This window comes from Mesorhizobium sp. Mes31 (assembly GCF_024519675.1).
Lineage (GTDB): Bacteria > Pseudomonadota > Alphaproteobacteria > Rhizobiales > Rhizobiaceae > Mesorhizobium.
Window position 1 is genome coordinate 1 of record NZ_JALJRL010000020.1, and the last position, 22,727, is coordinate 22,727.

The 22,727-nt window shown below is 63.2% G+C and carries 23 protein-coding genes and 1 pseudogene; 12 read left to right on the forward strand and 12 right to left on the reverse strand.

The genetic code is table 11. The features are described 5' to 3' along the window. The first annotated feature begins 293 nt into the window (after positions 1-293). Entirely contained in the window at positions 294-689 is a 396-nt protein-coding gene (locus NR193_RS26645) for a cupin domain-containing protein (protein ID WP_256753693.1), read from the forward strand. Positions 690-758: 69 nt separating this feature from the next. On the opposite strand, the gene NR193_RS26650 is transcribed toward NR193_RS26645, so the two are convergent. After that, complete coding sequence (locus NR193_RS26650) at positions 759-1,961, reverse strand: pyridoxal phosphate-dependent aminotransferase (protein ID WP_256753779.1); 1,203 nt, start codon at positions 1,959-1,961, stop codon at positions 759-761. A 197-nt stretch (positions 1,962-2,158) separates the two neighbouring features. On the opposite strand from NR193_RS26650, the gene NR193_RS26655 reads away from it, so the two are divergent. From NR193_RS26655 to NR193_RS26665, 3 genes are all read left to right on the forward strand, one after another. Next, the gene (locus tag NR193_RS26655) at positions 2,159-3,055 is read left to right on the forward strand and encodes an EAL domain-containing protein (RefSeq protein ID WP_256753694.1); all 897 of its coding nucleotides are present in this window, start codon (positions 2,159-2,161) and stop codon (positions 3,053-3,055) included. Continuing rightward, positions 3,052-3,900: an EAL domain-containing protein gene (locus NR193_RS26660; RefSeq protein WP_256753695.1), complete on the forward strand. Its 849-nt coding sequence runs from the start codon at positions 3,052-3,054 to the stop codon at positions 3,898-3,900. Before NR193_RS26655 ends, NR193_RS26660 begins: the two co-directional genes overlap by 4 nt. A gap of 262 nt (positions 3,901-4,162) precedes the next feature. Then, a complete protein-coding gene (locus tag NR193_RS26665) occupies positions 4,163-4,771 on the forward strand; it encodes a glutathione S-transferase family protein (RefSeq protein ID WP_256753696.1) in 609 nt (202 codons plus the stop codon). 119 nt (positions 4,772-4,890) lie between these two features. On the opposite strand, the pseudogene NR193_RS26670 reads toward NR193_RS26665, so the two are convergent. The 3 genes and pseudogenes from NR193_RS26670 to NR193_RS26680 form a co-directional block, all read right to left on the reverse strand. Next, positions 4,891-5,144: pseudogene (locus NR193_RS26670) on the reverse strand (type II toxin-antitoxin system RelE/ParE family toxin). After that, entirely contained in the window at positions 5,141-5,341 is a 201-nt protein-coding gene (locus tag NR193_RS26675; protein WP_256753697.1) for a hypothetical protein, read from the reverse strand. Before NR193_RS26675 ends, NR193_RS26670 begins: the two are co-directional and overlap by 4 nt. A gap of 275 nt (positions 5,342-5,616) precedes the next feature. Further along, positions 5,617-5,829, reverse strand: coding sequence for a cold-shock protein (locus tag NR193_RS26680; protein WP_010910991.1), 213 nt, complete (start codon positions 5,827-5,829; stop codon positions 5,617-5,619). Between the two features lie 282 nt (positions 5,830-6,111). Between NR193_RS26680 and NR193_RS26685 the strand changes: the two genes are divergently transcribed. Then, the gene (locus tag NR193_RS26685; RefSeq protein ID WP_256753698.1) at positions 6,112-6,441 is read left to right on the forward strand and encodes a hypothetical protein; all 330 of its coding nucleotides are present in this window, start codon (positions 6,112-6,114) and stop codon (positions 6,439-6,441) included. A 33-nt stretch (positions 6,442-6,474) separates the two neighbouring features. Here the strand turns inward: NR193_RS26685 and NR193_RS26690 are convergent, their stop codons facing one another. Continuing rightward, positions 6,475-7,044 (reverse strand): methylated-DNA--[protein]-cysteine S-methyltransferase, encoded by a 570-nt coding sequence (locus NR193_RS26690; RefSeq protein ID WP_256753699.1) that lies wholly within the window; start codon positions 7,042-7,044, stop codon positions 6,475-6,477. Between the two features lie 181 nt (positions 7,045-7,225). Between NR193_RS26690 and NR193_RS26695 the strand changes: the two genes are divergently transcribed. Then, positions 7,226-8,179 (forward strand): lytic transglycosylase domain-containing protein, encoded by a 954-nt coding sequence (locus NR193_RS26695; RefSeq protein ID WP_256753700.1) that lies wholly within the window; start codon positions 7,226-7,228, stop codon positions 8,177-8,179. Between the two features lie 5 nt (positions 8,180-8,184). Beyond that, on the forward strand, positions 8,185-8,673 hold the full coding sequence (locus NR193_RS26700) for a GNAT family N-acetyltransferase (RefSeq protein WP_256753701.1): 489 nt from the start codon (positions 8,185-8,187) through the stop codon (positions 8,671-8,673). A 478-nt stretch (positions 8,674-9,151) separates the two neighbouring features. On the opposite strand, the gene NR193_RS26705 is transcribed toward NR193_RS26700, so the two are convergent. Further along, positions 9,152-9,487, reverse strand: a complete 336-nt coding sequence (locus NR193_RS26705; RefSeq protein ID WP_256753702.1) for a hypothetical protein — start codon at positions 9,485-9,487, stop codon at positions 9,152-9,154. Positions 9,488-9,629: 142 nt separating this feature from the next. Here NR193_RS26705 and NR193_RS26710 point away from each other — a divergent pair, with 142 nt between their 5' ends. Beyond that, positions 9,630-10,373, forward strand: coding sequence for a DUF899 family protein (locus NR193_RS26710; protein ID WP_256753703.1), 744 nt, complete (start codon positions 9,630-9,632; stop codon positions 10,371-10,373). 12 nt (positions 10,374-10,385) lie between these two features. Here the strand turns inward: NR193_RS26710 and NR193_RS26715 are convergent, their stop codons facing one another. After that, positions 10,386-10,538 carry a hypothetical protein gene (locus NR193_RS26715; RefSeq protein WP_256753704.1) on the reverse strand — a complete coding sequence of 51 codons (153 nt, stop codon included), beginning with the start codon at positions 10,536-10,538 and terminating at the stop codon, positions 10,386-10,388. Positions 10,539-10,653: 115 nt separating this feature from the next. On the opposite strand from NR193_RS26715, the gene NR193_RS26720 reads away from it, so the two are divergent. From NR193_RS26720 to NR193_RS26730, 3 genes are all read left to right on the forward strand, one after another. After that, a complete protein-coding gene (locus NR193_RS26720; protein ID WP_256753705.1) occupies positions 10,654-11,607 on the forward strand; it encodes a YihY/virulence factor BrkB family protein in 954 nt (317 codons plus the stop codon). Positions 11,608-11,630: 23 nt separating this feature from the next. After that, positions 11,631-11,840, forward strand: a complete 210-nt coding sequence (locus tag NR193_RS26725; RefSeq protein ID WP_309145402.1) for a DUF4142 domain-containing protein — start codon at positions 11,631-11,633, stop codon at positions 11,838-11,840. A 466-nt stretch (positions 11,841-12,306) separates the two neighbouring features. Further along, positions 12,307-12,699, forward strand: a complete 393-nt coding sequence (locus NR193_RS26730; RefSeq protein ID WP_256753707.1) for a Rid family hydrolase — start codon at positions 12,307-12,309, stop codon at positions 12,697-12,699. 64 nt (positions 12,700-12,763) lie between these two features. On the opposite strand, the gene NR193_RS26735 is transcribed toward NR193_RS26730, so the two are convergent. The 5 genes from NR193_RS26735 to NR193_RS26755 form a co-directional block, all read right to left on the reverse strand. Then, positions 12,764-14,530 (reverse strand): hypothetical protein, encoded by a 1,767-nt coding sequence (locus tag NR193_RS26735; protein WP_256753708.1) that lies wholly within the window; start codon positions 14,528-14,530, stop codon positions 12,764-12,766. Positions 14,531-14,984: 454 nt separating this feature from the next. Further along, positions 14,985-18,488, reverse strand: a complete 3,504-nt coding sequence (gene carB, locus NR193_RS26740; protein WP_256753709.1) for a carbamoyl-phosphate synthase large subunit — start codon at positions 18,486-18,488, stop codon at positions 14,985-14,987. Between the two features lie 241 nt (positions 18,489-18,729). Continuing rightward, the gene (locus NR193_RS26745; RefSeq protein WP_256753710.1) at positions 18,730-19,590 is read right to left on the reverse strand and encodes an SH3 domain-containing protein; all 861 of its coding nucleotides are present in this window, start codon (positions 19,588-19,590) and stop codon (positions 18,730-18,732) included. Positions 19,591-19,911: 321 nt separating this feature from the next. After that, the gene (locus NR193_RS26750) at positions 19,912-20,670 is read right to left on the reverse strand and encodes a metallophosphoesterase (RefSeq protein ID WP_256753711.1); all 759 of its coding nucleotides are present in this window, start codon (positions 20,668-20,670) and stop codon (positions 19,912-19,914) included. A gap of 227 nt (positions 20,671-20,897) precedes the next feature. Next, positions 20,898-21,254 carry a helix-turn-helix transcriptional regulator gene (locus NR193_RS26755; RefSeq protein WP_256753712.1) on the reverse strand — a complete coding sequence of 119 codons (357 nt, stop codon included), beginning with the start codon at positions 21,252-21,254 and terminating at the stop codon, positions 20,898-20,900. Between the two features lie 195 nt (positions 21,255-21,449). Here NR193_RS26755 and NR193_RS26760 point away from each other — a divergent pair, with 195 nt between their 5' ends. Beyond that, positions 21,450-22,628 carry an MFS transporter gene (locus NR193_RS26760; RefSeq protein WP_256753713.1) on the forward strand — a complete coding sequence of 393 codons (1,179 nt, stop codon included), beginning with the start codon at positions 21,450-21,452 and terminating at the stop codon, positions 22,626-22,628. Positions 22,629-22,727: the final 99 nt, after the last annotated feature.

Below are 22,727 nucleotides of genomic sequence, written 5' to 3' on the forward strand. Positions count from 1 at the left end.
CAGAAACTTCTTCAAGGCTGCCGGATATGAGGCCAATTAATCGCGACACGCTTTAGTTGGCAGCCGTTAAAAAGCCCTTGAGGCAGCCACGCCTGGCCAGCGATTTGGGCACCCGCGCCGGCGATCCAACGTTCATGGTTAAGAAGCCTGGTGTGGAGACCGGGTAGGCCAATGGCGAAGCTCGATGGCAGTTGCACGGCGTGGCATATCGGAGGAAAGTGCCGGCTTGCGCCAATGCCAGGGGAGGCGGCCTTCCGCCGCCAGTCCGCCATCAGATCGAGGACCCACCGACCATGAAGATCATTGCCTGTGGCAGCGTGCCGACCGTCGTAGCGCCGGAAAAATATTTCACCGGCCGGGTGCTGCAGACGCCGATCATCGAGAAGGAGGCGCCGGCACGGCTGCGGGCGACGCTGGTCAGCTTCGAGCCGGGCGCGCGCACCCATTGGCACACGCATCCGCTTGGCCAGACGCTCTATGTCACCGCGGGCGCCGGCCTTGCCCAGACATGGGGAGAGGCGGTCCAGCAGATCAGGGCCGGCGACGTCATCTCGTTCGCGCCTGGCGAAAAGCACTGGCATGGCGCGGCGCCGAAATCGGCAATGACCCATATCGCCATGCAGGAGGCGCTCGACGGTGTCCATGCCGACTGGCTGGAAGCGGTGACGTCAGCGCAATATGACGGCTGAGCGCCGGGCCGAGCTCATGAAAAACCCGGCGTTGCGCCGGGTTTTTCATCTCCACTATGGCGTATCTGATCAGGTCAGCGACGCGGTAAACCTCTGGATGCGCGTGCAGGCTTCCTCGAGCAGCACCTCCGAGGTGGCGTAGGAGATGCGGAAGTTGGGCCCGAGGCCGAAGGCCGAGCCGAACACGACAGCGACCCCCTCGGCCTCGAGCAGTTCCGAGCAGAACGCCTCGTCGGTGTCGATCACCTTGCCGGCCTTGGTCTTCTTGCCGATCAGCTGGGCGCAGGACGGATAGACATAGAAGGCGCCTTCCGGCGACGGGCAGGTGATGCCGCGCGCCTGGTTGAGCATCGAGACGACGAGGTCGCGCCTCCCTTGAAAGATCGCCTTGTTCCTGGCGATGAAGTCCTGCGGGCCGTTCAGCGCTTCCACCGACGCCCATTGCGCGATGGTGCAGGCGCCGGAGGTCTGCTGGCCCTGGATCATGTCCATCGCCTTGATCAGCTGGACCGGGCCAGCCGCATAGCCGATGCGCCAGCCGGTCATCGCATAGGCCTTCGACACGCCGTTCATGGTCAGCGTGCGCTCATAGAGCTCCGGCTCGACCTCGGCGATGGTCTTGAAGACGAAGTCGCCATAGGTCAGGTGCTCGTACATGTCGTCGGTCAGCGTCCAGACATGCGGATGCTTCAACAGAACATCGGCCAGCGCCCGCAGTTCGGCCTGCGTGTAGGCAGCGCCCGACGGGTTAGACGGCGAGTTCATCAGCAACCATTTGGTTTTCGGTGTGATCGCCTTTTCCAGCACTTCAGCGGTCAGCTTGAAGCCGTTGTCGATCGAGGTGTCGGCAAACACCGAGGTGCCGCCGCAGATCGCCACCATTTCGGGATAGCTGACCCAGTAGGGGCGGGGGATGATGACCTCGTCGCCAGGGTTCAGCGTCGCCATGAAGGCGTTGAACAGGATCTGCTTGCCGCCGGTGCCGACTATGGTCTGCTCGGGCTTGTAGTCGAGATTGTTCTCGCGCTTGAATTTCTTGGCGATCGCCTCGCGCAGCGGTGCGATGCCCGAAACCGGCGGATATTTGGTCTCGCCACGGCGGATCGCCTCGATCGCCGCATTCTTGATGTTGTCGGGCGTGTCGAAATCCGGCTCGCCGGCGCCCAGGCCGATAATGTCACGGCCGGCATTTTTCAGCTCGCGGGCTTTCTGCGTCACCGCGATGGTGGCGGAAGGCTTCACGCGGGAAAGGGTGTCGGCAAGGAAGGCCATGACCTTGAACGTCTCCAACAGAGGATCGGCGCGGCCAGGATTGGCCGCGGCGCTTCTCATGTCGCATGATTTCGCGCAGTGCAAGCATTGTCGGCTGATCCAGATCTCAAGGACCCGTGATCGGCAACAATAAATTCATTAACGGGCGGTAGAGGCTTGAGTGGCAGGATGGCAATCCAACCGCGGAGCGAGGGACCGTGTCGCGCAGCATCGGGCTTGCCCACATCATCCGTCAGGACGACGGCACCTCCACCGGTGTCTGGGGCATCTACACGCTGCAAAGCGCCTTCCAGCCGATCTTCGCCTTCAAGGAAGGCAAGCTGGCGGTCGTCGCGTTCGAAGGGCTGATCCGGCCATTCCGCGACGGCGAGCCGCAATCGCCGATGAATTTCTTCAGCACCTGCCCGTCCGCCGACCGCCTGCATGTCGAGGCGCTGACCAGGACGCTGCATCTGCTGAACGCCGGCGCCTGCCTGCCGCAGGAGGCGTCGATCTTCATTAATTTCGACCCGTCGGTGTTCACCGAACGCAGCGTTGCCGACAAGGCCCTGCGCGAAATGCGCCTGGTGCTGCACGAGGCGGGCATCGATCCACGCCGTGTCGTCTGCGAAGTGACCGAGCAGAGGTCGGCGTCGCAGGAAACCCTGCACAGCTTCGTCGCGACACTCAAAGCCAACGGCTTTCGCATCGCCGTCGACGACTATGGCGCCGATGATTCCGACATCAACCGCATCAAGGAACTGAAGCCCGATATCGTCAAGTTCGATGCCTACTGGATCACGCAGCTGATGGAGTCCGGCGCCGGTTTCGCGCTCTTGACCACCATGGTGAAAAGCTTCGAGGAACAAGGCATCCACACGGTGTTCGAGGGCATCGAGGAGGCGTGGCAGCTGGAGCTCGCCGAGAAATCGGGAGCCTCGATGGTGCAGGGTTTCGTGCTGGCGCGGCCCGAACTGGCGCCGACCAGCTTTCGCGTCTTCGGCAAGGACAGGCAGACACCGGCTCCCGCCGTTGCCGGCGACACGCCTTTTGCTGCCGCGGCAGCGCATTCGACGCGGCCGGCGAAAGCGTTCGGGCGCAAGGTGGCGACATGAGGCTGGAGCGGCGGCGCAATGTCGACGATGCGATCCAGATCGACGAAGTCGGTATCGAGTACGGTATCCATGGCGAATTCCGGCTGCGCAGCGCCTATCAGCCGATCTTTTCGCCGCGTGGCCGCTTCCTTCACGCCGTGGCGGTCGAAGCCCTCATCGAGCCGCACCGTGCCGGCCGGCCCAGTGCGGCGCGGGTGTTCTTCGATGGCGTTGCCGCTTCGGATCGGCTGTTTGTCGAGACCATGTGCCGGGTGTTGCATCTGCGGAATTTTCACAACATCGGCGTTGAAGGGCTCGATCTGTTCTTCAACTACAATCCGCTGATCAATGACCATCCCGGACGGGCGCTGGCCGAGATCCGGTTGATGACCAGGCATCTCGGTGACTTCGGCCTCGCCCCGGCCATGCTGGTTTGCGAAATCACCGAGCAGTCGGCCGACGATGCGCTTCTCACCCGGCTGGTGCGCGAAATGCGGCGCGACGGCATCCGCATCGCCATCGACGATTTCGGCACCGGTCACTCCACCGAGGAGCGGGTGAGCCTGCTCAAACCCGACATCGTCAAGATCGATGGCACCTGGTTCGCGGAGTTCTGCCGTCACGCCGCCGCCGAGCGGTTCTTCCGCCCGCTGGTTTCCACCTTGCACGACCGTGGCGCCAAGGTGCTGGTCGAAGGCATCGAGAACCCGACCCATCTGCGCGTTGCGCTGGAAGGCGGCGTCGACCTGCTGCAAGGCTATCATCTGGCTCGCCCCGCCCCGGCCGGAACGATCTTCGAGGAAAAGCCGCTGTCCGTCGACACGCTGCTCGGCAGGGACAGCAAGGTCATTCCGCTGTTCGGCTAGGGCGTGCCGATATTCAGGTGATGCCGGCCTGCGAACGGCGGTCTTCTGCGCTTCCGGTGCTCACGTACCCACAAGTACGCTCCGCTCCGGTTCTCAAAGACCATCGTTCTCGGCTCGGCCTGACCAGAATCTCGACACGCCCTTGAACGACCGCGCTCCACACATTAGCGGCGCTGATGGTCTTGCCAAAACAAATCACTGGTTGCGGCTGCCGCCGCTGCGATAATCACGCCAGGAACAGGCAGCGCTTCGGGGAACGGCAATGATACTCTACGGCATGATCGACAGCGGCAATTGCTACAAGCCGCGCCTGCTGATGGCCAAGCTCGGCCTTGTCTTCACCAATGTCGAGGTGAGCTCGCATACAGGCGAGACGCGAAAAGCGGAGTTTGTCGCCAAGAATCCGAATGCCATGGTGCCGCTGCTCGAACTCGACGATGGCCGGCGGCTGGCCGAATCCAACGCCATCCTGCTCTATCTCGCCGAAGGCACGCGTTTCCTGCCGGCGGACAAGTATCAACGCGGGCTGGCCTATCAGTGGCTGTTCTTCGAGCAATACAGCCACGAGCCCTACATTGCCGTGCGCAAGGCGCTGCTGACTTTCCCCGAACGAGCCAGGGATGCGACGCCGGAGCGGCTGGCGGTAACGTTGGAGCGCGGCAACAAGGCGCTCGGCGTGATGAACAGGCATCTGGAAGACAACGCCTTCTTCGCCGGCGGCGCGTTCAGCGTCGCCGATATCGCGCTCTATGCCTATACGCATGCGGCGGAGCAGGGCGGCTTCCAGCTCGACGCCTATCCGGCGGTTGCCGCCTGGCTGAACAGGGTGCAGGCGGATCCGGGGCACGTGCCGATCGAGTGGCTGCCGTAGTTCTTGTCCTCACGCCGTCGCCGCTTGGCGGCTGCTCCGGACGGGGCGCACCAACAGGCGCGACGCCCGGTCGGCTGCGACCTTCGGCCGGCGAATTGCTGCCTGGGTAAGATAGTTGGCTACTTCAAGAGATGGTCGTAGTCGGCGTGGGTGCCGATCCAGAACCAGATCACGTCTTCATTGTCGCGGATAGCAACAGCCCGGTAGTTGTCGTCGACTCGTGCCGACCAATAACGTCCTACCTGTTTCAAGCGCAATGATGGATGAAAAGGGTCGGAGCGCAGTCTGGCAAACGCCTGTCCGCCTTTGCTCTGATTGATGATGGCAGTTTTTGATAAGCCTCCCAGAATGATGGAGAGGCCAGATGATTCACAGTGGCCGGGTCCGGCCAGCGCGATGGTCAGCCAGTGCCTGTTCTGCAAGCTTGTCCAATCGGCCCGACTTCGCGTCGGCTTCGATCTGCCGATCCCACATATCCGCCTGAAGCGCCTCGAACCATGCGGCAAACGCCATCAGGTCCTCGGGACTCAGGGCTGCGACGGATTTTTCGATCTGTTCGAGCTTTGTCATGGGTTAAAAGTACCAATATCGGGCCAAAAATACCATGACTGGTACCATGGGCCAAGGCAGCGTTTCACTGAAGTCCAGACAAACAAAAAGGCGGGATAAATCCCGCCTTCCCATTTCCGGTAGCCTGATCGGGAGCGTCTGGTCCGGGCTGGCAGCTATCTGCTGATCCAGCTTGTCGGGTCTTTCCGCTCCGGCGCGCTTCTCGCGCGACTGTCAGTACATCCGTGACTTGCCGCGCGCCCCGGGCTCTCGCCCGGCGCGCGCCATTCGCAAAATCAGGCCGCCTTGCTCAGAGATCCAGCGGACGACTTGCCAGTGCGGCGGTCCTGCTCGATCTCGAAGTTGATCTTCTGGCCTTCGACCAGGGTCGACAGTCCAGCACGCTCGACTGCGGAGATGTGGACGAACACGTCCGCGCCGCCCGCGTCAGGCTGAATGAAGCCGAAGCCCTTGGTGGCGTTGAACCACTTGACCGTTCCAGTTGCCATTTTAGATAGTCCTTCAACATTTGCTTTAGTTTGACCGAACCGAAGTCCAGCCGGTGTGCATCGAGATTTTGGAGATAGACGTCAGCAAACGCGAAGATCGCGAGGCCCGGATCGATCGGCCGAAATATCAATGGAACGCATATAGGCTGCTTTCGCATAAAAAACAAGACTGCGTGAGAAAGCCGTGATCGAGATGCCGCCCAATGGCCGCCCCAATCTGGTGAAACCGTTGCCACGGATCGTGCCGTTTTCGCGCGGTGGATCAGGGTTTGGGAGAGGACCATGAAGACCATTCTGCTTGCCGCCTGCATGACGCTGGTAGCCGCCGAGGCGCAGGCGATCTCGCGCTACGACCCGACGCATATGAGCTGCGGCAAGGTCCAGGCGACGATCGCTCGCCAAGGCGCCGTCATCCTGCGCTACCAGTCGACGCGGGTGCCGGGACTGCCGCTCTACGACCGCTATGTGCAGAGCCAGCAATTCTGCACCATGGGTGAGGTGAGGACGCGCGCCTACGTGCCGAGCGCCGATACGAAGTCCTGCCCGGTCTATAATTGCAAGCGGCCGGACAACGAGCGGCATTTCCGCCGGCGGTTCTTCCACACCAACTAGGCACCTTGTCCGAGCCTGCCTTGCGGCCCTGGTTCAAAACCCGAAGGAAACCTGCGCCGGCGGCGGCGGGCCGACGCGCACGCCTTCCATGCCCAGCATCTTTTCCTTGGTGGCGGAACCGCCGGGCGCCGAAAAGCCGCCGATCTTGCCGCCGGCGGCAAGGATGCGGTGGCAAGGGATGACCAGCGGCACCGGATTGGCGCCAAGTGCCGCCCCGGTTTCGCGAGCAAGCCCGGCATGGCCGGCGGTCCTGGCCAACTCGCCATAGGTGGTGGTTTCGCCGAAGGCGAGTTTTCGCGCCACGTCATAGATGGCGAGGCGGAAATCGTCGACGCCGGCGAGATCGACCGGCACGCCAGTGAAGTCGACGTCCTCGCCCGCCGCATAGGCCTTGATCGAGGCGATAAGTTCGACCACCCATGGCGGCTGCGCCGTCGAGGCTGAAACACCGGCATGGCGCATCAGCCGCCGCTCGACCGCTTCGCGGCTGCGTTCGGGCAGGCAGAGTCGGATCAGGCCCTTTTCGCTCCAGGCGATGCCCATGAAACCGATCACTGTTTCTAACACTGCGTGGCCGGCCGTGATCTGGGATGTCGTTTCCATGATGCGCTCCTTTCCGCAAAGTGGCGGAAACCGGCATTGGTGCCGGTACATATCCAGAACAATATGGCATCGGCCCCCGAGTCTCGCCACCCGAAAACCACCTGATAGCCCCGATTGCCCACCAGGAATCGCTGGTGTAAGGGATTCCTTAACGACCCGACGAACCGGACCCGAGCGCGGCTTGCCAGCAAAATTCAATCTTATCGCGATCGGCGTCATCGTCGCCGCTGCCGGCCTCAGTGGCTGCACGTCGACCTCGCAGATGAAATCCGCGCCTGCCCTGACCGAAACCGCGACCGCCGCGGGCGCCGATGCCGGCTTCACCATCCCTTTGCCGGAGACGGTTTCGGTGCTGCCGGAATCATCCGGCATTGCCCCCGTTCAGACCGCCGATCTGTCGGCTGGTCCCGCCGCGCCGGCACTCGATCCCGCCGCCCAACCGGCGGCTGCCGCGACCGCCGCCTTTGCCGGATCGACCCCGGCAGCGCCGGCCGTGCCTGCGGTAATGACCGCCAATGCGGCGCCCGCCGTGGTCAGGACCAACGCCACGGCCGCGACCGCCTATGCCATCGCCGGCGTCACGCCGGCCGCGGGCAAGCTGCCCCCGCTCGCCGGCGGCACGGTGTCCCAGGCGTCGATGATGCCCGGCGTGCAGCAGGTGGCCTATGTCGTGCCGCAGAACCCGGCTGCCCTGGTGCAGTTCCCGGCCGCACCGGTTGGTCCGGCCGAAGAAGAGCATGCGACCGGCATGCGCGGCGACGTCGACCGGCTGATCGTCAAATACGCCGCGCTCTACCAGGTGCCGGCGGATCTGGTGCGCCATGTCGTCAACCGCGAGAGCACCTTCAACCCGAAGGCCTACAACAACGGCCATTGGGGGCTGATGCAGATCAAGCACGCGACGGCGCGCGGCATGGGCTATGACGGGCCGGCCAAGGGCCTGTTCGACGCCGAGACCAATTTGAAATACGCGGTGAAATATCTGCGCGGCGCCTGGCTGGTGGCCGGCGGCAACGCCAAGCGCGCCGACTGGCTCTACCAGACCGGCTATTACTTCGACGCCAAGCGCAAGGGCCTGCTCGAGGCGACCGGCCTCGGCACCGACCGCAAGCGGCGTCCGCAGCCCGACGCCTGAGCGCGATGCCTGAACCGCGTCCGCCGGCCCCGAACGACATCCGGCTGCGCAAGATCCTCGACGAGACGCTCGTTCCACCGCGCTGGCCCGATGGCTTCGTCATGCGTTGTTTCGAGCCCGGTGACGCGCCGGCCTTGCATGCGCTGCTGAGCGAAGTGTTCGACGACGGCTCCGATGGCCCGTTCGAGGAGTGGTGGCCGCGTGTCGCCAACGACCCTGAATTCGATCCGGCGCTGTGTTTCCTGGTCATCGACGCCAAGGGACGGTTGGCGGCGGCGGCGCTGTGCTGGTCGCGCGCCTTCGTCAAGGACCTTGCCGTTCACCCCGAGGCGCGCGGCAAGGGCATCGCCGAGGCGCTGATGTGGCACAGCTTCGCCACCTTTCGCGAACGGGGCGCCGAGTGTGTCGACCTGAAGACCAACACGGTGGAGAACGCCGCCGCCGTCCGGCTCTATGAGCGGCTGGGGATGACGCCGGTCGCCTGGGAAGGCTAGGCCGATCGCGTCCTGTCGATTGGCGCCGGCGGATTTTCCCGCCGCCGAGCGCAAACCGCCAGCGCATTGTGAGCCGCTTCACATAGGCGGCAGCCGGCCCGTGCTAACGCAACGTCATGACGCCATTCAGCCGATCCGGGATCGTCGATCGGCTGGGCACAGGAGGAGGCTGCACCGGCATGTGTCGGCCCCTCCGTGGCGGGTTCCGGGGCGGGGTTTCGGGACCCGCCTTCATGCACGATCTTCTCCCTAGATATCCCAGGTCAATCGCATAGGAGGCCGGGGCTTTCGCTCTACGATTTACCCCCACCCCTAACCCTTCCCCACAAGGGGGAGGGAGACTTCCGTTGGCGCTGACATTGGCAGATTGCCGACGTTTTGACGCCGAGTAAGAGCGCGCGGCGGCATTCCCTCCCCCTTGTGGGGAAGGGTTAGGGTGGGGGTCTATCTTCGTAAGAATCCATATGCGACCGCCCTGCTAGATATCCGGTGCGTTGCCGATCTTCCGCTTGAGATCGAGCGCCCAGGCGCGGCCCTCGTCGCCGCCCCACAAAAGCCAGGCGATATAGCCCGCCGACGGGTTCGCCTCGTTGCCGTAGTTCCTGCCGCGCTTGTCGACCTCGTGGCGGGCGAAGTAGCTGACCATGCGGCGGATGGTGGAAGGAGCGAGCTTTTCCCGGTTCTTCAGTTCGGTCGCCCGCGCCACGCCGATCTCGGTGCCGCCCCGGCCGAACTGCTTGCGCAGCCTGAGGCCCTTGGCGGCATTGTCGGCCACCACTTGCGGGCAGCGCAGGTCGATTTCGTCGTCGTGCATGGTTGTCCCCGGATCGCGGTGCCGAACAGATACAACGCCGTCTCGCCATGCGCAAAAATGTCGGAAGGGATCGTCGCGAAACGTCCTTGGGTCGCAGAGCAACCGCGCCGGGACGCCGGCGTCGTGACCCAAGGAGCTGATCATGATCACCTTTCCCAACGAATCCGCCCGATATCGCACCGCCCGCGAAAGACTGTTGCGGAAGGAAATCGAGCTGCGCCGCGCCATGGAGGACGTCGCCGTCGCGCGGCGCGCGCTGCCGCCGGGCGGGCTGATCCGCCAGGACTATGTGTTCGACGCGCTGGACGCCGATGGCAGGCCCGCCAAGGTCAGGCTTTCGGAGCTGTTCGCGCCGGGCAAGGATTGCCTCATCCTGTACAACATGATGTTTCCGCGTCATCCGCAGGAGACGCGCGACGTGGCGACCAGCGGCGGGACGGCGAAGCTGGCGAGGCCGGACCAGCCATGCCCATCCTGCACGGCGCTGCTCGACCAGTTCGACGGCGCGGTCGGCCATCTCGAAGCGGCCGGCTTCAACTTCGCCGTGGTGGCCAAGACCGCGCTCGACAACCTCGTCACGCTCGGCCGCGATCGCGGCTGGCGCAACATGCGGCTGGTGTCGTCGGCGGCCAACAGCTTCAAGCGCGACTACAATGCCGAGGATGCCGACGGCGCGCAGATCCCGCTGCTGTCGGTGTTCCATCGGGACGGTGACGGCATCCGCCATTTCTGGTCGTCCGAGCTCGGCTTCGCGCCGACGGAGCCCGGCCAGGACCCGCGCGCCATCGGCACCTGCGAGATCCTGTGGAACCTGATGGATTTCACGCCGGAGGGCAGGCCCGATTGGAATGAGCAGCTGCAGTATGGGGAGGCGTGCTGCCACTGACAGCCGGCTGGTTCAGCCGCCGCGCTTCAGTTCGGAGCGGCTTTTCAGCATATGGTCGCCATCCGCCTGCTCGATGAGATGGGCGGGTTCTTGCCGGCTCGCCTTGCGCACGGTTTCCGCACCATTGATCGTGTGCCTCACATCGCTGGTGAAGCTCTCGCTCAAGTCGGCCGGAACATCGGAAGATCGGCTGCATTGATAGGAGACGGTTTGCGACCCCCTTCACGGATTCGAAGTGCGACTCACAATTAGAAACGCATGGGACTTGGTGCGAGAAAGCGTGGTTGGCTTTGTCAACGACAATGCCCTTAGTCATGGCGCGGCGATGGCCTTTTATGCCGCCACGTCGCTGGCCCCGGTTCTGATAATTGTCGTCGCGATAGCTGGCATCGCATTTGGTCATCAGGCAGCGCAGGTGGCTTTGTCTGCCCAGATATCGGGGCTGATGGGTTCAGAAAGTGCTGCGCTCCTTCAGACGGCGCTCGAAGGGGCATCCAGCAAGTCATCGGGGACCCTGGCGGCCATCGTTGGCGTGGCCACCTTGCTCGTCACCGCCTCCGCGGTCTTTGGCGAGATGCAGCAGGCCCTCAATGCAATATGGAAGGTTGAAACGAAAGGGAGTTCGCTGTCGCGTCTGTTGCGGGCGCGCGCAGCAAGTCTCGGCCTGGTCGCCGCACTCGGCTTCATGTTGCTGGTATCCCTGGTGGCGAGCGCCGCGATCTCGGCTCTGGGCGACATGATCAGCGCTCGATTGCCGTTCGGCGAATTTGTTCTGAGCGCGATCAACACCTTGATTTCCTTTGCCCTGATCTCCGTGATGTTTGCCGCTATCTACAAAGTCTTGCCGGATCGTGCCTTGGAATGGCGGGATGTCGGGATCGGTGCTGTCGTCACCGCCGCACTGTTCACATTGGGGAAGTCGCTTATCGGTTGGTATATCGGCACAAGTGCGATCGCATCGTCATATGGTGCGGCCGGAGGGCTGCTCGTCATCCTGCTCTGGGTCTACTATTCATCGGAAATCTTTCTGCTCGGTGCAGAGTTGACCCGCGCCTATTCCGTTCGACATGGCAGCAGGTCCGACCTGGACGGGCTGGTTCAAAATGCGCCCACTCCAGAACAAACTGTTTCAATTCGCCGAAAGGCCAGCTCTTCGGGCGCCGTTGCGTTGTTGGCGGTGGCGTGCGTGAGTGCAACGATGACAGCCTTTCTGCTGGGGCCTCGTCGCCCATAGCGTCAAGATGGACAGACCATGCGATGCTGGACCAACTCAAGGCGCTGGACGGCGACGCCTTCCAGGCCAAATATATCACCTTGCAGACCGAAGCGCACAAGCAAGCGGTGGCGATGTTTTCCACCTACGCGCGCTCCGACGACGACCCGGCGCTGAAGGAGTTCGCCAAGAAGACCCTCGAAACGCTGGAGATGCACGAGATGCATCTGAAGGACGTGGCGGCGGTGCATTAGGTTCTCAGCGAGGAACTGCGCCCGAGACTGGCTGAGCCACCTCGCACTTCGTCATCCTGGGGCGTAGCAAGGAGCGAAGCGACGCGGCGCAGACCCCAGGATCCATGCCGGGACTCCTGAGCGTTGCGACGGTGCGGAATTCTGCTCCGCTGCGATCCTTGATTGATGTCGCGGCATGGATCCCAGGGTCTCCGCGACGCCGCTTCGCGGCTGCTTCGCCCTGGGATGACGAAGTTGGGTCCTTCGGCTCTCTCCGGCGGTTGCAACAGCCTGGCGAACCGACCGCCGCAAGCTGGCTCTGTGCCTGCGCCTGCCGTGAACTAGACTGCGGCCATCAATCCGAGGGAGCAGCCATGCCGGCGCTAACGCGCCGATCCACCTTCTCCTACAAGGGGAGAAGGGAGGAACGCCGCTGGCGTTCCGCCAGTGCCGAGATAAGCTCCCTCGCAAACAAAGGGAGATCATCATGAAAAAAGAAGTCATCGAGGTGCCGGTCATGTCGGCCAAGGTGCGGGCGCTCGGCCTTCCCTGTTCGACAGCGGTGAGGGCCAACGGCTTCGTGTTCATCTCGGCAACGCCGCCGGTGGACATGGTGACCGGCGAGATGGTGCGCGGCGACATCGAAACGCAGACCGAGGCGTCGCTGAAGGCGTTGAAACATTGCCTGGAAGCGGCCGGCACCTCGCTCGACAATGTGGTGATGGTGCGCATCTACGCCGTCAATTCCGGCTTCTACAACGCCATCAACCGGGTCTATGCGAGGTACTTTTCGACCAACCCGCCGGCGCGCAGCTTCGTGCCGGTGGCGTCTTGGCCGATGGAGTTTGATATCGAGATCGAGTGCGTGGCGGTGGGGTAAAGATATCGGAGAACTGCCTGCCCTAGTCACCAACAAATGCACTTCGCCGTAGGCGCCCAACCAATTAAGCGGTAGGCGCACCCTCTACCGGTGCGTCCTTCGCCGTTGGAATGACAGGCGGCTCTACATCGTGCAGCCGTCCAAACTTTTTCTGCCATTGGATCAGCTGCCAAGTGTGGGCTCTGGCGCTGTCCAGTGGGCTTCGTGCTGCTATCACCTGGAGCGCATCGGCTGCCCGGGACATGATTTCAATAGCGATATTGGTAGGGTTTGAGACATTGAGATAGTCCGTGAGGCCTTCACGTATTTTCAGAAGCTCCTCGCCGCGATGGCTCGTAAGCACCCGCACGTATTCCTCTACCGGCAGTTTTGCCAATTGCGCTGCAATATCCGAACCGAATCCTGCCTCTTTCAAACCCAGGAAAAGCGCATCATTGGAGAGATCAGGCTTCACGCCCTCTCTAGCTTTCACCACCCTTGCAAGGATGTCCTTAGGCAATTCCATGCCAAAGCGGAAAAGGCGCTCAACGTCAAAAGCACTTACATCGCCATCGTGCGCCTTTTCATAGAGGTCAAAAACCTTTTTCGCCTCTTCCTGGTGCCCAATCCTGCCAAACAAGTCGATGAGCTGCGATGTAGTGCCCAATGAATAAAACTGCGCGTTAGCCTCAAAGCACTCCATAAGCTCAGCGACTAATTCCTCTCCATTGTCATCGAACGAGTTGCGATATGAATCCCACGCCTTTTCCAGCTTGGCGTTCGCCTCAGCGGACTGCTCGATTTTGTTGAGTTCGGTCGCGTAGACAGCCACCACCGTTGGATCGAAATACCCATTGATAATGCCGTCCATCAGGACCAGATCAAAATCGTCAGTGTGGGTGTAGCCATACTGCCTTAATTTCGGCTCCCATTTTTCCCGCAGCTTGGCAACCTCTTCGTTCGGGGGCTGCGTCGCGAAGGAATACTCTCCAATCGCCTTTAAGAAATTCAGGGTCGGAGCCATCTCAGGCTGGTAGTTACACCATCCGAATAGCACCAGTGATTTCGTTACCGCCTTCAAAACGCCAGGCTTATAATCTTTGAGCATCGGAGCTATGTCGCTTACGATGCTGTAAATCTTCCGAATGACGCGGATATTATCGATTCCGAGCAGGATGGTTTGCTCGCGAACGTCATCCGTTGGAATTGGAGCAGCTTTCAGGTTATCGAGAGCGGTCGCAGCAGATTCACTTGCGGAGGGTATGAAGCGCAGGTTGAGGTCGACGACCTTTTCAAGGAATCCCTCGAACTGCGGGCGATCATCCAGTCGCTCGTCATTCAACAGAAGGGCTACTTTGCAATTGCGCTCCTCCGTTAGCTGCGAAATTAGCCCAAGAACGTCCCCGCTCCGTAGGTGCACTCCCTTGCGTTCAAGGTCGTCTATGCAAATGAGGCGATTGCGAATAAGCAGTGTCATTAGCGATGCGGCGGCACCATAATAACCATCGCCTAAGAAACCGCCGAAACGGCCGGCCAACTTCTTTACAAGCGTCACACCGTCTTCGTACGCTGCGCTAAGGTTGGTCGCATCGAAAGGCTGGCCTATCCGTTCTCGCTTGATCGTCTGCGTCGCAATTTGGCGCTGCACTTCCTCGATGCTGTTCAGCCCAAACAGAGACACATAGGCATATTTTTCTAAACCTATCCCACCCTTGACCTTTGCAGCTTTCTCCAGCTCATCGTTCCAGGTGTAGGTCTTTCCGGTACCCCAATTGCCTCGGATACAGAGCACTCCTGGGTCATTTGTTTTCAGGAATTCTGCAACCTTCTGGCGTACCAGCTTTGTTGACATGTGCCCACCCAAAGAATCAAAGCATTACCGTAACTTGAATCTTGGCTGTGTCACTTCCTAGTTAGATTTAGCACAGAGGTTCAAACGGTCGTACACGTGGCGGCAACGTGAAGGCGTTTCACGATTGTAGAGTGGCGCTTCGAGAGATTGCGCATTCATAGCCATCGGATTTCAGCTGTCATTGACAGAAGACAAGCTGGTTAATACCACAAACGCTGCTGTTCTCGGCGCCGCTGGCAAGTTCTTCGTTTCTTCCAAAATCGTATGGAAGGAACTCCGGTTCTTTCGCTCATCAAGCGGAATGAGAGTGTTGCAGAAGTCGCATTCCGATGACGTCTTAAAGACCTTACGTGAACTGCCAATTCCTGCTCACGATGGGCTTGATTAGCGCTGCCCCTGATCTGCTTGCCGGCATCTTCTCCCCGTATAGTGACGGGGAGAAGAGAGCTAACCCCTAAGCAAAATACTCCTGCAGCGGCCTGACCTCCAGGCTTCCCGCCTTCAGCGCCGCGATCGCTTCCGCCACCGCCGCCGCGCCCGACAGCGTCGTGTAGTACGGCACTTTCTGCATCAGCGTGGCTCGGCGCAGCGACTTGGAGTCCGACACCGCCTTCTGGCCGTCCGTGGTGTTGAAGACGATCTGCACCTGGCGGTTGCGGATGGCGTCCTCGATGTGGGGGCGGCCTTCCAGCACCTTGTTGATCTTTTCGGCGACGACGTCGTTTTCGGCGAGGAAGCGCTGCGTGCCCGAGGTGGCCAGCACCTTGAAGCCGAGGCCGGCCAGGCGCTTGACCGCCGGCAGGATGCCCTTCTTGTCCTCGTCGCGCACCGAGACGAACAGCGTGCCCGCGCGGGGGAGATCAACACCCGCCCCGAGCTGGCTCTTGGCGAAGGCGAGCGCGAAGTCACGGTCGAGGCCCATGACCTCGCCGGTCGAGCGCATTTCCGGCCCGAGCAGGATGTCGACGCCGGGGAAGCGGGCGAAGGGAAACACCGCTTCCTTGACCGCTATGTGGCCGGGGTTCCTGGGGTCGGGCATGGCGCCGTAATGGGCGAAGGCGTCTTCCAGCGTCTCGCCGGCCATGATGCGGGCGGCGATCTTGGCGATCGGACGGCCGATGGTCTTGGCGACGAAGGGCACGGTGCGCGACGCGCGCGGGTTGACCTCCAGCACATAGACCGTGCCGTCCTTGATCGCGTACTGCACGTTCATCAAGCCGCCGACGTTGAGCGCGCGGGCAAGGGCTGCCGTCTGGCGCTCCAGCTCGTCGACCAGCTCCGAGGGCAGCGAGTGCACCGGCAGCGAGCAGGCACTGTCGCCCGAATGGATGCCGGCCTCCTCGATGTGCTCCAGGATGCCGGAGACGAAGGTCGATTTGCCGTCGCAGAGGCAGTCGACATCGACCTCGATGGCGCCCGACAGATAGGTGTCGAACAAAAGCGGGTTCTTGCCGAGCAGCGTGTTGATCTGGCCGGTCTTGTCGTTGGGGTATTTCTGCTTGATGTCCTCCGGCACCAGGCCGGGCACGGTGTCGAGCAGGTAGGACTGCAGCATGCTTTCGTCATGGATAATCTGCATGGCGCGGCCGCCCAGCACATAGGAGGGGCGCACCACCAAGGGGAAACCGAGCTCGCCGGCGACGAGGCGGGCCTGCTCGACCGAATAGGCGATGCCGTTCTTCGGCTGGGTCAGGCCGAGCTTGTGCAGCAGCTTCTGGAAGCGGTCGCGGTCCTCGGCCAGATCGATCATGTCGGGCGAGGTGCCGAGGATCGGGATGCCGGCCTTTTCCAGCGCGTCGGCCAGCTTCAGCGGCGTCTGGCCGCCGAACTGGACGATGACGCCGACCAGCTCTCCAGAGGCCTGTTCGGCGCGCAGGATCTCCAGCACGTCCTCCGCCGTCAGCGGCTCGAAATAGAGACGGTCCGAGGTGTCGTAGTCGGTCGACACGGTCTCGGGGTTGCAGTTGATCATGATCGCTTCATAGCCGGCGTCGCGCAGCGCGAAGGCGGCGTGGCAGCAGCAATAGTCGAACTCGATGCCCTGGCCGATGCGGTTGGGACCGCCGCCGAGGATGACGACTTTCTTGCGCGACGACACTTTCGCCTCGTTGGCGAGGTGGCCGGCGAACGGCACTTCATAGGTCGAGTACATGTAGGCGGTGGGCGAGGCGAACTCGGCCGCGCAGGTGTCGATGCGCTTATAAACCGGATGAACGTCGAGCTTTTCACGAATCTTCGCAATCACTTCGGCGTCGGTCTTCGTCAGCGACGCGAGGCGGGCATCGGAGAAGCCCATCGCCTTCAGCATGCGCAGATTGACGGCATCCTCGGGAATACCATGCTCGCGGATGCGCGCTTCCATGGCCAGGATGCCGGCGATCTGTTCGAGGAACCACGGGTCGATCTTGCACATGGCGTGCACGTCTTCGAGCGACGTGCCCATGCGGATCGCCTGCGCCACCATGCGCAGCCGGTCGGGCGTCGGCGTACCCAGGGCGGCACGGATGGCGTTGCGGTCGTCGGCATGGTTGGCCGCCATGGCACCGTGGCCGATGCCGGGGATCTCGATCTCGTCCAAACCCGTCAGGCCGGTTTCGAGACCACGCAAAGCCTTCTGCAGCGATTCCTGGAAGGTGCGGCCGATGGCCATGACTTCCCCGACCGACTTCATGGCGGTGGTCAGCACCGGCTCGGCGCCGGGGAATTTCTCGAAGGCGAAACGCGGGATCTTGGTGACGACGTAATCGATGCTCGGCTCGAACGAAGCGGGCGTCGCGCCGCCGGTGATGTCGTTCTCCAGCTCGTCCAGCGTGTAGCCGACGGCGAGCTTGGCGGCGATCTTGGCGATGGGGAAACCGGTCGCCTTGGAGGCCAGGGCGGACGAGCGCGAGACGCGCGGGTTCATCTCGATAACGACGAGGCGGCCATCGGCCGGATTGACGGCGAACTGCACATTGGAGCCGCCGGTCTCGACGCCGATCTCGCGCAGCACCGCGATCGAGGCGTTGCGCATCATCTGGTACTCCTTGTCGGTCAAGGTCAGCGCCGGGGCGACGGTGATCGAGTCGCCGGTATGCACGCCCATCGGGTCGATGTTCTCGATCGAGCAGACGATGATGCAATTGTCCGCCTTGTCGCGGACGACCTCCATTTCGTACTCCTTCCAGCCGAGCACGCTTTCCTCGATCAGCACTTCGGTGGTCGGCGAGGCGTCGAGGCCGGACTGGACGATGTCGTAGAATTCGGCGCGGTTGTAGGCGATGCCGCCGCCGGTGCCGCCCATGGTGAAGGAGGGGCGGATGATGGCGGGCAGGCCGACATGGTCGAGCGCCTGGGCGGCGATCGCCATGGCGTGGCTGATGTAGCGCTGCTTGCGGTCGCCTTCGCCGAGGTTCCAGCGCGTTTCCAGCGCGTCGAGCGCGGCGTCGAGGTTCTCGGGCTTCTCGGCCTTCAGCGCCGCGCGCTCGGCCTCATGCGTCTTGCGGTCGGCGTTCTTGACGTCGGTGGCGTTGGCCAGCATCGACTTCGGCGTTTCCAGCCCGATCTTCTTCATCGCCTCGCGAAACAGCGCGCGGTCCTCGGCCTTGTCGATGGCCGTGGCGTCGGCGCCGATCATCTCGACATTGTAGCGGTCGAGCACGCCCATGCGGCGCAGCGACAGCGCGGTGTTGAGCGCGGTCTGGCCGCCCATGGTCGGCAGCAGGGCGTCGGGCCGTTCCTTGGCGATGATCTTGGCCACCACTTCAGGCGTGATCGGCTCGATGTAGGTGGCGTCGGCCAGTTCCGGGTCGGTCATGATGGTGGCCGGGTTGGAATTGACCAGGATGACGCGGAAGCCTTCTTCCTTCAGCGCCTTGCAGGCCTGGGTGCCGGAATAGTCGAACTCGCAGGCCTGGCCGATGACGATGGGGCCGGCCCCGATGATCAGGATCGACTTGATGTCGGTGCGTCTTGGCATGGCGTAGGTCCGTTCGGCGGGCGGCTTGCACAAAAAACCGGGACGGGAAGACCCGGCCGGTTGTGCTCGCGATTCTGGTATCAGGCTAGGAGGGCCTTATAGGGAAGAGTTCGCCCGATGTAACCCCGAAAATGAGGGATTAGGCAGTGGGATTAGGCAGTAGGGATTGGGCAGTAGGCAGTAGGGCTTTTCAAGCGCCTTGAACGTACACCCCTACTGCCTATTGCCTACTGCCTAATCCCTAGTCTCCAAACGCCACCGCATCCGGGATCTCGAAGCGTTCGGACACGCCGACGCGGATCATGTTCAGGCTGCCCTCGCGGGTGAAGCGGAAATCGCTGTCGGCGTTCGAGCCGGTGGGCAGGCCGGCGGAGAAGGAGATTATGCGCGTGCCGCCATCGGGCCAGGTGACGGTCACGTCGGCCTTGTCGGAGCCGTTGCGGGTGACGCTCGCCTGGCAGCCGGTCATCGGCTGGCCGACATAGCGCGCGCAGGGGATTTCCACGGCTCCGGAGGCAAGGGCGGCGGCATCCTGCGGCTGGGCTGGCGCGGGATCCTGGATCTCTCCGGTCGGCGGGGTTTCATTCGCTGCCAGCGCCAGGCCGTAGGCATCCTGCATGGCGGTGATGGCGGCGGATTTCATCGGCGATTCGGAGACGGCCTGCCCCTCGCCACCCAGCCGCGCCGAGAGGTCTGGCGGCAGTGCCGGCGCCGGCTGGCTGGAAGCGGCGGCGGACCCGTCGGCGGCTTCGACATAGGTGGCCGGATTGAGGGGGATCAGGTAGCGCGCGGGCGCCCAGCCGCTCAGCTTCGGGTTGTCGGTGGCCGCTATCTTGCACCATTTGTGGCCGTTGACGTCGTTGCAGCCGAGATTGGTGACGCTGGCGCCGGCGTCCAGCCGCATCTCGACCTTGGCGATCGCCGATGCGGCGACGCGGACATTGAGGAGATCGTTCGGCGCCAGGCCAGTCACGATGGAGATGACGATGTCCTGCGCTTCTTCGGCCAGCGCGGGGGCAATGATCGGCGATGCCGCCATCAGCAACGGGGCGGCAATCAGCGCATGCAGGGTTGTTCGGAGGGTAACTGTGCGCCTCATCATGTGGCCGTGCGCTGATAATCAAGACACCATGCGGCGGCAGGGGGGAGCCGCGCCACATGCCCGGACGATTTTATAAGGGACGATACGGCGCCATGTAAGCCCGAAAATTCCGGGGTCTGTGTCGGCCCGGTTTGACCCGGATCAGCGGGGGGGCATGAACGCAAGTGCGTTCAGCCTGGCATGAGCTTCGCTCAGCCTGGGCGGCATGAACGCAAGAGCGTTCAGCCGGGCATGAAACAAGTTTCAGCCTGAGGCATGAATGCAAGGGCATTCAGCCCGGCATGAGCTTCGCTCAGCCTGGCGGCATGAATGCAAGGGCATTCAGCCGGGCATGAACCCCGTCCTGAGGGCGTGCGCCCATTCCGGCCGTCCCGCCTGTTCGGCCTGGCGCGCGGCCGCTTCGTGATCGTAGTCGACGGCGATGGAATCGAAGCGGTCGGGCTGGCCGGCGCCACCCAATGTGACGATGCCGTAGCGCGCATGCGGCGAGCCTTGCTCGGAAACATGCGCCGGGGGCGTCGCATCGTCATAGGCGGGGCAACCGATGCTGCCCGGATTGAAGATGATGGGACCGTCGGGGACGCGGATCAGCTCCGCGCGGTGGCTGTGGCCGCACAGCGCGATGCGGCAGGCGGGGTCGAGCGCCTTCAGCCGCCGCCGGATCGCCGCCAGCGGCGCGCGCAACAGTTGCCCGTCGACGACTGCGTCGGCGAGGTATTTCTCGTCATGGTCGGGGCGGGCGTGGAAGGCGATGATGCCGGGCGCGATTTCCAGGGTGAGGGGCTGTGCGAAAAGCACCTGGCGCTGCGCCTCTGTCAGCCGCTCCTGCGCATAGGCGTCCGAAGCCCACATGGTCTCGTCGGCCGGATCGGCGGCGACGCGGCGGTCATGGTTGCCGCGCACTGTCGGCAGGTTGAGCGCCTGCAGCCGCTCAAATGTCTCGCGCGGCCACAGCGGGCCGGAAACGCTGTCGCCGAGATTGACGGTCAGCTCGGCGCCACCGCGCCGGCGCAGATCCTCGAGCACTGCCTCCAGCGCCAGGACATTGCCGTGGATATCGGCGAGGACGGCGATGCGCATTAGGGGAGCTCCGTGGGTTGACCGATGACGGGTCGGGGACGGGGACTTGCAGGACCTGGGTTCCTCGCCCCCACGGGAGAGGGGGAGAGGTAACTCGGCGAAGCCCGAGACGGAGAGGGGCTTAGCGCCGCCTCTCGGGATTTAGAAGAAGACCGCAGCTTCGTGCAGCCCCCACTCCGGCCGCTGCGCGGCCACCTCTCCCCCGCTTCGCGAGGGAGAGGAAAAGGTTAGGCAGAAATCTCGAGGTCGTGGCCGCCGACCGCCGGCAGCGCCGGATCGTCTCCGGCGGCGGCAATGACGCTGTCGAGCAGGCCGGGGAAGCGGGCGTCGAGGTCGGCGCGGCGCAGCGTGATCATCCGGCTGGTGCCGACCACTTCGGCGCGGGTGACGCCGGCCTCGCGCAATTTGGCGAGGTGATAGCTGAGATTGGTCTTCGAGCCGAGATCGAGGAACTGGCTGCAGTTCAGCGGCACGCCTTCCTTGCTGGCGAGATAGCGCACGATCGCCAGGCGCGTCGGGTCGCCCAGCACGCCGAGCACGATGGGCAGGCTGATCTGGTCGGTGTTGGGGTGAGGCAAGGTCATGGCTGGAACCTAAGCACAGTTCCTGCCGATTTCAACGCGTCAGTCCCGCCGTGGCCGCACACACTGCTTCTCCGTTTCGCGATCCATGCTGACACAGGGCTGTCAGGACGGTTCAGCTATTTTCCCCTGGCTTCATTGACAACATGCCCTGTTATGTCCAATTGTTCAATAACTTTTGAACTAAGGATATCAGCCATGGACAAGCGCCTCTTCTGGCTTGCGCTCGGATCGTTCACGATCTCGACCGAAGGCTTCGTCATCTCCAGCCTTCTGCCCGACATCGCCCGGGATGCCGGAATTTCCATTCCGCTGGCCGGCACGCTGATCACCGCCTTCGCGCTCGCCTATGCGGTCGGCACGCCGATCCTGGCGACGCTGACCGGCGAATGGGACCGGCGGCGCGTCATCCTGTGGACGCTGGTGTTCTTCGTCATCGGCAACATTGCCGCGGCCATGAGCTCTTCCTTCGAACTTCTGTTGATCGCGCGCGTCGTCATGGCGCTGTCGTCGGGCCTGTTCGCGGCGACCGCGCAGGGCACGGCGGTGGCGCTTGTCGATGACCACCACCGCGCCCGCGCCATTGCCGTAGTCGTCGGCGGCACCACGGTGGCCGTCGCCGTCGGGGCGCCGCTTGGTGCGCTGGTGGCGGCCTTCGCAGGCTGGCGCGGCACGTTCTACGCCATCGCCGGGCTTGGCGCGCTCGCCGGCGCCATCCTGTGGTACCGGCTGCCGCGCGGCATCGTCGGCACCAGGCTGCCGCTCAGGCGGCGGCTTGCCGCGGCCATGCGTCCCGGCGTGATGCCGATCCTCGTGACGACGTTGCTGGCGCTGACCGGCGCCTTCACCGTCTTTGCTTACGTCGCGCCGCTTGCCATCGAGGGCGGCGGGCTCAGCCAGATCGCGCTGCCCGGCATGCTGCTCGCCTTCGGCGTCGGCGCCGTCATCGGCAACATTGCAGGTGGGCAGGCGGCCGACCGTTTCGGCGCCACCCGCACCGTCGGCTGGTCGCTGACGCTGAGCGCCGCCATGCTGGTGATGCTTTCGGTCATCCCGACCTTCCTGCCGCAGCATATTGCCGGGCCGGCGCTGATGGCGATGATGGTGCCGTGGGGCATCGTCGGCTGGGCGTTCCCGCCGGCGCAGGCCAGCCGCATCATCAAGCTGGCGCCAGACGCCGCCCCGATCGTGCTGTCGCTCAACGGCTCGGCGCTCTATCTCGGCGTGGCGCTGGGCGCCGTTGTCGGAGGTGCCGTGCTGCGCTACGGCGCGCCGGCCGATCTCGGGCTGGTCGCCGCGGCCTTCCCGGTCGTCGGGCTCGGCATCGTGCTCGCCGGCCGGATGCTGGCGAGGCCGGTCGCCATGCCGGCGGAATAGGGTCTGTGTGTCATGCCGGCCAGCTAGATCGGTCACCGTTTCACGGAAACGTGGAACCGATCTATTTGACGCAATTCCGGACGGAAAACCGTTTCACAC